Source organism: Pseudomonas sp. R1-7 (assembly GCF_051132105.1).
Classification (GTDB): Bacteria; Pseudomonadota; Gammaproteobacteria; order Pseudomonadales; family Pseudomonadaceae; genus Aquipseudomonas.
Genome location: NZ_CP071661.1, coordinates 4017809 through 4031059, shown reverse-complemented (window position 1 = coordinate 4031059; position 13251 = coordinate 4017809). Strand labels below are relative to the sequence as shown.

At 64.7% G+C, this 13251-nt stretch carries 1 protein-coding gene; it reads left to right on the top strand.

Going from position 1 to position 13251, the window contains the following annotated elements; all coding sequences use genetic code 11:
- Positions 1-204 precede the first annotated feature (204 nt).
- Positions 205-13191: a non-ribosomal peptide synthetase gene (locus tag J3P79_RS17890; RefSeq protein WP_434604717.1), complete on the top strand. Its 12987-nt coding sequence runs from the start codon at positions 205-207 to the stop codon at positions 13189-13191.
- The last annotated feature ends 60 nt before the right edge of the window (positions 13192-13251 follow it).

Below are 13251 nucleotides of genomic sequence, written 5' to 3'. Positions count from 1 at the left end.
CTTAATGATAATTATTGTCAATTGAGAAGAAGAATTATTGATGGGCGGAAGTCCAGCTCCCCAGCTGCGACTCATCGCCGCGGTGCACGGTGCTCCGCAGGTCTGGTACCCGTGTGGGAACAGGGTTCGGCGACTAATTATTTGCCGGGGTCATCCGTCCCATGGGTGACCACTTGCAAGCCGAATTTCAGGCAGGAGCCCCTCATGACCGACGCGTTCGAACTTCCCAGCACCCTGGCTCATGCCCTCCAGCGCCGCGCCACGTTGACCCCGGACCGGGTAGCCTTGCGCTTCCTTGCCGACACTCCGGAGCAGGGCGTGGTGTTGAGTTATCGCGACCTGGATCTGCGCGCCCGGACCATTGCCGCCGCCTTGCAGGCCGAAGCAGAATCCGGCGACCGGGCGGTGCTCCTGTTTCCCAGCGGCCCGGATTACGTCGCGGCGTTTTTCGGTTGCCTGTACGCCGGCGTGATCGCCGTACCGGCCTACCCGCCGGAGTCCACTCGTCGGCATCATCAGGAGCGCTTGCTGTCGATCATCGCCGACGCCGAACCGCGGCTGTTGCTGACCACCGCTGACTTGCGCGACACCTTGCAAGCCATCGAATCGGCACCGCCGGTGCTGTGCGTCGATACGCTCGATCCGACTCGCGCCGAGCAATGGCGGATGCCGGACCTGCAAGACGATGACATCGCTTTCCTGCAATACACCTCCGGTTCCACCGCATTGCCAAAGGGTGTACAGGTCAGCCACGGCAACCTCGTGGCCAATGAGCTGTTGATTCGCCATGGCTTCGGCATCGATGTGAATCCCGACGATGTCATCGTCAGTTGGCTGCCGCTGTATCACGACATGGGGTTGATCGGTGGGTTGTTGCAACCGATTTTCAGTGGCGTGCCTTGCGTGCTGATGTCGCCGGCCTATTTCCTCGCGCGACCGTTGCGCTGGCTCGAAGCGATCAGCGAATACGGCGGCACCATCAGCGGCGGCCCGGACTTCGCCTATCGCCTGTGCAGCGAACGGGTCAGTGAGTCCGCCCTGGGCCGCCTCGACCTGAGCGGCTGGCGCGTCGCTTACTCCGGCTCCGAACCGATCCGCCTCGACAGCCTTGGACGCTTCGCCGAAAAATTCGCGACGTGCGGCTTCACGGCCGACAGTTTCATGGCTTCCTACGGGTTGGCCGAAGCGACGTTGTTCGTGGCTGGCACGCCACGTGGCCGGGGCATCCCCTCGATGCGCATGGATGATGCGGCCTTGACGCAAAACCGTGCCGAGCCAGGGCAGGGCAGCGCGGTGATGAGCTGTGGTGTCAGCCAGCCGGGCCATGCGGTGCTTATCGTCGAGCCCAACACCTTGCAACCGCTCACCGACAGCCAGGTCGGGGAAGTCTGGGCCGCCGGGCCGAGCATCGCCCGCGGTTACTGGCGCAACCCCGAGGCGAGCGCCAAGACCTTCGTCGAGCATGACGGCCGCACGTGGCTGCGCACCGGCGACCTGGGTTTTGTCCGCGAAGGTGAGCTGTTCATCACCGGACGCTTGAAGGACATGCTGATCGTACGTGGGCACAACCTTTACCCGCAGGACATCGAGCAAACCATCGAGCGGGAAGTGGAGGTGGTGCGCAAAGGTCGCGTTGCCGCCTTCGCCGTCAACGAGGCGGGTGAGGAAGGCATCGGCATCGCCGCCGAGATCAGCCGCAGCGTGCAGAAGATCCTGCCTCCCGAAGCCCTGATCAACGCGATTCGCCAAGCCGTGGCCGACGCCTGCCAACAAGCGCCTGGCGTGGTGGTGCTGCTCAACCCTGGGGCGCTGCCGAAGACGTCCAGCGGCAAACTGCAACGTTCGGCGTGCCGCGCCCGATTGGCGGATGGCAGCCTCGACAGCTATGCACTGTTTCCTTCGCCCAAGGCTGAGACGGTCGACGAATCCGCGCCGTCATCCGAGCTGCAAGACCTGATCGGCCGTCTCTGGTGCGAGCAGTTGCAGATTGATCGGGTGCAGGGCAATGACCATTTCTTCCTGCTGGGTGGCAACTCCATCGCAGCGACCCAAGTCATTGCACGGCTGCGTGAAGTGCTGGGTATGGAGCTCAACCTGCGCCTGCTTTTTGAAGCGCCGACCCTGGGTGCTTTCGCGACGGCGGTGGCGAATCTGCAACAGGACGGCGGCCAGGCCCAGGGCGTTATCAATTCATTGGCCCGCGACGAAGCCCTGCCGCAATCCCTGGCCCAGAGCCGTTTGTGGCTGACTTGGCAGCTGGATCCTACCAGTCGCGCCTACAACATCCCCGGCGCCCTGCGCCTGCGTGGCGAGCTGGACGAAGCGGCGCTGCGCGCCAGCTTCCAGCAATTGGTCGAGCGCCACGAATCCCTGCGCACACGCTTTCTGGAGCGCGATGGCGTGGCCCTGCAACAGATCGACCCGGCCGGTGAGTTCAATCTCCAAGTGATCGACCTCGGCGATGTGCCCGCCGACCAGCGCGAGGCGCGGGCGCGGCAGATCCGCGAAGACGAGGCGGCCACTCAATTCGATCTGGAAAACGGGCCGCTACTGCGGGTCACTTTGTTGCGCCTGGCTGAAGACGATCACCAGTTGTTGGTGACGATGCATCACATCATCGCCGATGGCTGGTCGATGAACGTCTTGATCGATGAGTTTTCGCGGCTCTACGCCGCAGCGTCCCAAGGGCAAACCGCCGACTGGGGGCCGTTGCCGCTGCAATACGCCGACTACGGCAGTTGGCAGCGGCAATGGCTCGCCCAGGGCGAGGCCGAGCGCCAACTGGCGTATTGGAAAGAGCAATTGGGCGACGAGCACCCGACCCTGGCGTTGCATACCGACCATCCGCGCAGCGCCCAGCGGCATCGCAGCGCCGCGCGCCATAGCCTGCGCCTGGACAGAGTGCTTGGCGATGCCCTGCGCCAAGTCGCCCAGGCCCATGACGCCACGGTGTTCATGCTATTGCTGGCGGCGTTCCAGGCCTTGTTGCAGCGCTATACCGGCCAATCCGACCTGCGCATCGGCGTGCCCAACGCCAACCGCCCGCGCCTGGAAACCCAAGGGCTGATCGGCTTTTTCATCAACACCCAGGTACTGCGCGCACAAACCGATTCGCGCCAGCCATTCGCCGCGTTGCTGGCCCAGGCGCGAGAGGCGACGCTCGGCGCCCAGGCCCATCAGGACCTGCCTTTCGAACAGCTGCTGGAAGCCTTCCCCCAGGCCCGCGAACAAGGTCTGTTCCAGGTGATGTTCAACCATCAGCAGCGCGACCTCGGCGCGTTGCGGCGCCTGCCCGGGCTGTTGGCCGATGAGTTGCCATGGCACAGCCGCGAAGCCAAGTTCGACCTGCAATTGCACAGCGAAGAAGATCGCCATGGTCGGCTGACGTTGTCGTTCGACTACGCGGACGAGCTGTTCGGCGCGGCAACCATCGCACGCCTGGCCGAACATTTTTGCAGCTTGCTGCGGGCGGTCTGCGCTGATCCCCGGCAGGCCCTCGGTGATCTGCCGTTATTGAGCGCCGAAGAACTCGCCGAGCAGCAGCGTTGGGCGGCGGCACCTTGCGAGCCCGCCACGCAATGGCTACCGGAACTGCTCAATGAGCAGGCCCGCCACACCCCGCAACGCATTGCATTGCAGTGGGACGGTGGTTCGCTGGACTACGCCGAACTGCATGCCCAGGCCAATCGGCTGGCCCATTATCTTCGAGACAAAGGCGTCGGCCCGGACGTGTGCGTGGCGATTGCCACCGAACGCTCACCGCAGTTGCTTATCGGCGTGTTGGCGATCATCAAGGCCGGCGGCGCCTACGTGCCGCTGGATGTCGATTACCCGAGCGAGCGCCTGGCCTACATGCTCCACGACAGCGGCGTCGATCTGCTCCTGACCCAAACCGCGCTGCTCGACCGCTTGCCGGCCTGCGAGGGCGTCAGCGTCATCGCCATGGACGCGCTGCATCTGGAGCAATGGCCGAGCAATCCGCCGGGGCTGCACCTGCACGGCGATCATTTGGCCTACGTGATCTACACCTCCGGCTCGACCGGCCAACCCAAGGGCGTTGGCAATACTCACGCGGCCCTGGCCGAGCGCCTGCAATGGATGCAGGCCACCTATGGGCTGGATGAAAGCGACGTGTTGATGCAAAAGGCGCCGATCAGTTTCGACGTGTCGGTGTGGGAATGCTTCTGGCCGCTGATCACCGGCAGCCGCTTGCTCCTGGCCGGCCCGGGTGAACACCGCGACCCGCACCGCATTGCCCAATTGGTCGAGCAGTTTGGCGTGACCACGCTGCACTTCGTCCCGCCGCTGCTCGGCCTGTTTATCAACGAGCCCTTGAGTGCCCGTTGCACGAGCCTGCGGCGGATTTTCTCCGGGGGCGAAGCCTTGCCGGCCGAATTGCGTAACCGAGTGCTCGCGCATCTGCCGATCGCGCAGTTGCACAACCGCTACGGCCCAACCGAAACCGCGATCAACGTCACTCATTGGCACTGCACCGCAGGCGATGGCGAGCGCTCGCCCATCGGTCGTCCCTTGGCGAATGTGCTGTGCCGGATCCTCGACAGCGAACTCAATCCCGTGCCCGTCGGCGTGCCGGGGGAACTGTGCATCGGTGGCCTGGGCCTGGCTCGCGGTTACCTCGGGCGCCCGGCGCTGACGGCGGAACGTTTTATCGCTGATCCCCAAGGGCCGGCTGGCGCACGGCTGTATCGCACTGGCGATTCGGCGCGCTGGGATGCCGACGGCGTGATCGAATACCTCGGCCGCCTCGATCAGCAAGTCAAGCTGCGCGGCTTCCGCGTCGAGCCGCAGGAAATCGAGGCGCGCTTGTTGGCCCAGGACGGCGTCGCCCAGGCGGCGGTGCTGGTGCGCGACACGGCGGCCGGTCCGCAGTTGATCGGCTATTACACCGCCGCAGCGCCTGACGAAGACGCCGCCGCCCAGGCCGCTCGCCTGAAAAACGCCCTCGCCAGCGAGCTGCCTGACTACATGGTGCCCGCGCAATTGTTGCGCCTGGACGCCATGCCCCTGAGCCCGAGCGGCAAGCTTGACCGTCGCGCCTTGCCCGAGCCGCAATGGCAGGTGCGCGAACACGTCGAGCCGGCCAGCGTCCTCGAACAGCAGATCGCCGAAATCTGGCGCGACGTGCTGGGTCTTGCCCGCATCGGCCTGCGGGACGATTTCTTTGCCCTGGGCGGCCACTCGTTGCTGGCGACCCAGATCATTTCCCGCACGCGCCAGGCCTGCGACGTCGAGCTGCCGTTGCGCGCGTTGTTCGAAGCCAGCGAGCTGGGGGCCTTCGCCGAACAGGTGCGGTTGATCCAGGCCAGCGGCCAGACCAACCGCCAGCCGCCGATCGAGAAAGTCGACCGCAGCCAACCGGTGCCACTGTCCTATTCCCAGCAACGCATGTGGTTCCTCTGGCAAATGGAGCCGGACAGCCCGGCCTATAACGTCGGCGGCATGGCGCGCCTGCGCGGGGTGCTGGATGTCGGGCGCTTCGAAGCGGCGTTGCAGGCCTTGATCGTGCGCCATGAAACCCTGCGCACCACGTTCCCGAGCGTCGACGGCGTGCCGCGCCAACAGGTACACGACGAGACAGGCCTGCGCATGGACTGGAAAGATTTTTCCATGCTCGACGCCGACATTCGCCAACGGCATGTGCAGCAATTGGCCGACAGCGAAGCCCACGAACCCTTCGACCTGGAAACCGGGCCGCTGCTGCGGGCGTGCCTGGTCAAGACCGCCGAGCGCGAACACTACCTGGTGCTGACGCTGCATCACATCGTCACCGAAGGCTGGGCGATGGACATTTTTGCCCGCGAATTGAGCGCGCTGTACGAAGCCTTCATCGATGACCGCGAGTCACCGCTGGAACCGTTGCCGGTGCAATACCTGGATTACAGCGCCTGGCAGCGCCAATGGCTGGAGTCCGGCGAGCGCCAGCGTCAGCTTGATTACTGGACCACGCAGCTGGGCCGCGAACATCCCTTGCTGGAATTGCCGGCGGACCGCCCGCGCCCGCCGGTGCAAAGTCATCGCGGCGAACTGTTCCGTTTCGACCTCGGCGACGACTTGGCCGCACGGGTCCGAGCGTTCAACGCCGAGCATGGCCTGACCCTGTTCATGACCATGACCGCTGCCCTGGCGGTGCTGCTCTATCGCTACAGCGGCCAGACCGATCTGCGCATCGGCGCGCCGGTGGCCAACCGGATCCGGCCGGAAAGCGAAGGGCTGATCGGCGCGTTCCTTAATACCCAAGTGCTGCGTTGCCAGCTCGACGGGCAGATGTCCGTGGGCGAGCTGTTCGAGCAGGTGCGCCACACGGTGATCGAGGGCCAGTCCCACCAGGACCTGCCGTTCGATCATCTGGTGGAAGCTTTGCAGCCACCGCGTAGCGCGGCGTACAACCCGCTGTTCCAAGTGATGTGCAACGTACAGCGCTGGGAATTCCAGCAGAGCCGCACGCTGGCCGGCATGAGCGTCGACTATCTGGTCAACGATGCGCGTGCGACCAAGTTCGACCTCAACCTGGAAGTCACCGACCTCGACCAACGCCTGGGCTGCTGCCTAACCTACAGCACCGATTTGTTCGACGAACCGCGCATTGCCCGCATGGCCGGGCACTGGCGCAACCTGTTGGAAGCACTGCTGGTGGATCCGGCTCGGCGGTTGAGCGAACTGCCGCTGCTGGACGCCAGTGAACAGCGGCAGTTGTTCGACAGTCTCGGCGAAGAGCCGGGCGAGCATCGCCTGGATCAATGCATCCACTCATTGTTCGAAGAACAGGCCAGGGTGCGCCCGGACGCGCCGGCGCTGACATTCGCCGGGCAGACCCTGACCTATGGCGAACTCGAATGCCGGGCCAATCGCCTGGCCTGGATGTTGCGCGACCGCGGCGTCGGGCCGCAGGTCCGGGTAGGGCTGGCCCTGGAGCGCTCGCTGGAAATGGTCGTCGGCCTGCTGGCGATCCTCAAGGCGGGCGGCGCCTACGTGCCGCTGGATCCGGAGTATCCGCTGGACCGCTTGCTCTACATGATCGAGGACAGCGGCGTCGGCTTGCTGCTCAGTGATCGGGCCATGTTCCAGGCGCTCGGCCAACTGCCGGAAGGCATACGGAGTTGGTGCCTGGAAGATGACAGCGCGACCCTGACGGATTATCCCGAGCAGTCGCCGCCGCTGATCAACCTGCCGCAGCACCAGGCCTATCTGATCTACACCTCCGGCTCCACCGGCAAACCCAAGGGGGTGGTGGTGTCCCACGGTGAGATCGCCATGCATTGCCAGGCGGTGATCCAGCGCTTCGGCATGCGCTTTGATGACTGCGAACTGCATTTCTACTCGATCAATTTCGATGCCGCCACCGAGCGCTTGCTGGTGCCGTTGCTCAGTGGCGCCCATGTGGTGCTGCGTGCCCAGGGCCAATGGGATGCCGAGGAAATCTGCGGCCTGATCCGCCAACACCGCATCAACGTCCTCGGTTTCACGCCCAGCTATGGCAGCCAACTGGCGCAATGGTTGGCAACCCAGGGCCAGACGCTGCCGGTGCGCATGTGCATCACCGGTGGCGAAGCCCTGACGGGCGAGCATTTGCAGCGCATCCGCGCCGCGTTCAGCCCGAAGCTGTTCTTCAACGCCTACGGCCCGACCGAAACCGTCGTCATGCCCCTGGCGAGCCTTGCCCCGGAACAGCTGGAAGAGGGCGCCGGCAGCGTACCGATCGGCAGTGTGATCGGCGCTCGCGTGGCCTACATTCTCGATGCCGACCTGGCACTGGTGCCTCAGGGCGCGACGGGTGAGTTGTATGTCGGCGGCGCCGGGTTGGCCCAGGGTTATCACCAGCGTCCGGGCATGACCGCCGAGCGTTTCGTCGCCGACCCGTTCACCGCTGATGGCGGACGGCTGTACCGCACTGGCGACTTGGTGCGCCAGCGCGATGACGGGCAGGTGGAGTATCTGGGGCGGATCGACCATCAGGTGAAGATTCGCGGTTTCCGTATCGAACTGGGGGAAATCGAAAACCGCCTGTTGGAGCACGACGCCGTGCGCGACGCCGTGGTACTGGCCCTGGATATGTCCGGCGGCAAGCAATTGGCCGGGTACCTGGTCAGCGACATCACCGAACAGGATGCCGCCGGGCAAGCGGCGCTGCGCGAAGCGCTGAGGAACCACCTCAAGGCGCAACTGCCGGACTATATGGTGCCCGCGCATTTGATCCTGTTGCCGAGCATGCCGCTGACCGCCAACGGCAAGCTCGACCGCCGCGCCTTGCCGATGCCGGATCCGGAGCTCAATCGCCAGCAGTACGTGGCGCCGAGCAATGTCGTGGAGCAAGCGTTGGCGGCGATCTGGCGCGACGTGCTGAACGTCAAGCAGGTCGGCCTCAACGACAATTTCTTCGAACTGGGCGGCGATTCGATCCTGTCGATCCAGGTTGTCAGCCGGGCCCGGCAACAAGGCCTGCATTTCACGCCGCGGGATTTGTTCCAGCACCAGACCGTGCAGGCCCTGGCGGCCGTCGCCACTCACAGCGAACAAGCCAGCGCCGAGCAAGGCTTGTTGACCGGTGAGTCTGGGTTGACGCCGATCCAGCATTGGTTCTTCGCCAGCGAGATGCCCAACCGTCATCACTGGAACCAGGCGCTGTTGCTGGAGCCAGCCACGCGCTTGGAGTCCGATTATCTGGAGCGAGCGTTGCGCGCGGTGTTCGAGCAGCACGATGCCTTGCGCCTGGGCTTCGGCAACAGCGCCGGGCACTGGCGCGCCGAGCATCAGCCAGTGTTCGAGAAGGCGCTGCTGGAGGCTGTGTCGGTGGATTCTTCGCACGCCTGCGAAGCCGTGTTTGCCCAGGCGCAGCGTGGCTTCGAGCTGTCGAGCGGGCCGCTGCTGCGGGCCGTGCTGGCGCAAATGCCTGACGGTCGGCAGCGTTTGCTGATCGCCATCCATCACTTGGTGGTGGACGGTGTGTCATGGCGGGTGTTGATGGACGACCTGCAAACGGCCTATCGCCAATGCATCGACAAACAAACGCTGCAATTGCCGGCCAAGACCAGTCCGTTCCGTGACTGGGCCGCGCGTTTGCAGGCTTATGCCGGCAGCGAATCCCTGCGCGAAGAGTTGAGCTGGTGGCAAGGCCAATTGAATGGCCCGGACGTGACGCTGCCTTGCGCGCGTCCCGATGGCGGGCGGCAGGAGCGTCATGCCGGCAACGTCAGCCTGCGCCTGGACGCCGAGCGCACCCGACAACTTCTGCAACAAGCGTCAAGCGCCTATCGCACCCAGGTCAATGATCTGTTGCTCACCGCGCTGGCCCGGGTGTTGTGCCGTTGGAGCAATCACGAATCGGCCCTGGTCCAGCTCGAAGGTCATGGCCGCGAGGCGCTGTTCGATGATCTCGACCTGACCCGCACCGTGGGTTGGTTTACCAGCGTCTATCCGCTGCGCCTGAGCCCGTCGGCCGCTGACATCGGCAGCTCGATCAAAGCCATCAAGGAACAGCTGCGCGCGGTGCCGCACAAGGGCCTCGGCTATGGCGTGCTGCGTTACCTGGCAGACACCGGCACCCGTGAGGCGATGGCCGGCCTGCCGCAAGCGACAGTCACGTTCAACTACCTCGGCCAGCTCGACCATACCCTCGGCCAGGACGCGCTGCTCCGCCCGCTGGACGAAGCGCTTGGCGCGATCCATGACCCCGACGCACCGCTGCCCAACGAGCTGAGCCTCGACTGCCAGGTCAGCGGCGGCGAACTGGCGCTGCGCTGGACCTTCAGCGCCGAGCGCCATGATCGCCAGGCCATCGCCGCGCTGGCCGACGCTTATCTTGAGGAATTGCAGCATGTGATCGAGCATTGCCTCACGGACGAGGCGGGCGGCCTGACGCCATCGGACTTCCCGCTGGCGAAACTGACCCAGGCACAGCTGGACAACCTGCCGGTGCCGGCCGCAGGGATCGAAGATGTCTACCCGCTGACGCCGATGCAGGAAGGCATGCTGTTGCATACGTTGCTGGAGCCCGGTACGGGCCTGTATTACATGCAGGACCGCTACCGCATCAACAGCGAACTCGACCCCCAACGTTTCGCCCAGGCCTGGCAAGCGGTGATCGCCCGTCACGAAGCCTTGCGCGCCTCGTTCTGCTGGAACGTCGGCGAAGACATGCTGCAGGTCATCCACAAGCCCGGCCGCACGCCGGTGGAATACCTCGACTGGACGCAAGTGCCCGAGCAAGCGCAGGAGCCCAAGCTCCAGGCGCTGCTCAAGAGCGAACGCGAGGCCGGTTTCGATCTGTTGAACGAGCCGCCGTTCCACTTGCGTTTGATCCGGGTCGGCGCGGCGCGCTACTGGTTCATGATGAGCAATCATCACATCCTCATCGATGCGTGGTGCCGTTCGCTGCTGATGGACGATTTCTTCGAGATCTACACCGCCCTCGGTGAGCATCGCGAGCCCCGCCTGGCCGTGCCGCCGCGCTATCGCGACTACATCGGCTGGCTGCAGCGCCAGGGCCTGGCCGACGCCCGGCAGTGGTGGAAGCAGAATCTGCAAGGCTTCGAGCGGACCACGCCGATCCCCGGCGACCGACCATTCCTGCGCGAGCACGCCGGTGACAGCGGCGGCATGGTTGTCGGCGATTGCTACACCCGCCTCGACGCCCGGGACGGTGCGCGCCTTCGGGAGCTGGCCCAGGCCCATCAATTGACCGTCAACACCTTCGCCCAGGCGGCCTGGGCCCTGGTGCTGCGCCGTATCAGCGGTGATCGCGACGTATTGTTCGGCGTCACCGTGGCCGGGCGGCCGGTGGAGCTGCCGCACATGCAGCGCACGGTCGGGCTGTTCATCAACAGCGTTGCCTTGCGCGTGCGCATCCCGGCGGATGACCAGCGTTGCAGCGTTCGCCAATGGCTCAGCGGCTTGCTGGATAACAACATGCAACTGCGCGAGTACGAATACCTGCCACTGGTGAGCATCCAGGAGGTCAGCGAGCTGCCCAAGGGCCAGCCGCTGTTCGACAGCTTGTTCGTGTTCGAGAACGCGCCGGTGGAAGTTTCCGTGCTGGACCGCGCCCAGAGCCTCAACGCCACCTCGGATTCAGGTCGCACCCACACCAACTTCCCGCTGACGGCGGTGTGTTATCCGGGCGACGACCTGGGGCTGCATCTGTCCTACGACCAGCGCTACTTCGATGAGTCGACCGTCCAAGGTCTGCTGGGCGAATTCAAGCGATTGCTGCTGGCGTTGATGCAGGGTTTCCACGGCGACATGGCCGAGCTGCCGCTGATCGGAGCTGAGGAGGAGGATTTCCTCATCGAAGGTTGCAACCAGAGCGCACGGGCCTATCCACTGGAACAGAGTTACGCCGAGCTGTTCGAGGCCCGGGTGACGGCTCATCCACAACGCATTGCCGCCAGTTGCCAGGACGACACCTGGACTTACGCTGTGTTGAACGAACGCAGCAATCGCCTCGGCCATGCGCTGATCGAGGCGGGCGTCGGTCTGGACCAGCCGGTGGCGCTGCTGGCCGAGCGCGATCTGGATCTGCTCGGCATGATCATCGGCAGCTTCAAGGCCGGCGGCGGTTACCTGCCGCTGGACCCGGGCCTGCCGAGCCAGCGCCTGAGCCGCATCATCGAGCTGAGCCGCACGCCGTTGCTGGTTTGCACACAGGCCTGTCATGAGCAGGCGCAGGGCTTGCTGGAAGCGTTCCCTTGTGCAGGGCGGCCGAAGCTGCTGGTCTGGGAAGACGTCCAGGCCCGCGCTGTTTCGACGGACAATCCAGGCATCTACAGCGGGCCGGACAACCTCGCGTACGTGATCTATACCTCCGGCTCCACCGGATTGCCCAAGGGCGTGATGGTCCAGCAGCGCGGCATGCTCAATAACCAGCTCAGCAAGGTGCCGTACCTGGCGCTGGATGAAACGGATGTGATTGCCCAGACCGCGTCACAAAGCTTCGATATTTCGGTGTGGCAGTTCCTGGCCGCGCCGTTGTTCGGCGCTCGGGTGGACATCGTGCCCAATGCCATCGCCCACGATCCTCAAGGGTTGTTGGACCACGTGGGTCGCCAGGGCGTTAGCGTGTTGGAGAGCGTGCCGTCGCTGATCCAGGGCATGCTGGCCCAGGAGCGTATCGGCCTGGAGGGTTTGCGCTGGATGCTACCCACCGGCGAAGCGATGCCCCCGGAGTTGGCTCATCAGTGGCTGGCGCGTTACCCAGGCATCGGCCTGGTGAACGCCTACGGCCCGGCGGAATGTTCCGATGACGTCGCGTTCTTCCGAGTTGACCTGGCCTCGACCCGTGGCACCTACCTACCCATCGGCGCGCCGACCGACAACAACCGCTTGTACCTGCTCGACGGCGCGCTGGAACTGGTGCCATTGGGCGCGGTGGGCGAGCTGTGCGTCGCCGGCATCGGGGTTGGGCGTGGCTACGTCAGCGATCCGCTGCGTACGGCGCCGGTGTTCGTGCCCAACCCGTTCGGCGCACCGGGCGAGCGGCTGTACCGCACCGGCGACCTGGCGCGTCGTCGCAGCGATGGAGTGTTGGAATATGTCGGGCGCATCGACCATCAGGTGAAGATTCGTGGCTACCGGATCGAGCTGGGGGAAATCGAAGCACGGTTGCACGAGCAGCCCGAAGTCCGCGACGCGGCCGTCGGGGTGCAGGAAGGTGCCAATGGCAAGCACCTGGTGGGCTATCTCGTTGCCGCCGACGCCACGCTCAGCCCGAGCGAACGCCTGGATCGAATCAAACAGCGCCTGCGCAGCGAGCTGCCGGAATACATGGTGCCGCTGCACTGGCTATGGCTCGACCGGCTGCCTCTCAATGCCAATGGAAAACTCGATCGCAAGGCGCTGCCAGCGCTGGACATCGGCCAGCTGCATAGCCAGGACTACCAGGCGCCCACCAATGAACTGGAGCAGACCCTGGCCGATATCTGGGCCGAAGTGTTGAAGGTCGAGCGGGTGGGGGTACGGGACAATTTCTTCGAGCTCGGCGGGCACTCGCTGCTGGCGACGCAGATCGCTTCCCGCGTGCAAAAAGCCCTGCAACGCAATGTGCCGCTCAGGGCCATGTTCGAGTGCAGCACGGTGCGGGAATTGGCCGAATACATCGGCGGATTGGAGGCCAGCGAAATCACCGAGGAGAAGGTGGATCGGTTGAATGATTTGATGGCTGAGTTGGAAGGGCTTTAGTTTTGCGGTGCGTGTAACGCCCCCATCGCGAGCAAGCTCGCTCCCACATGGGATTTGTGT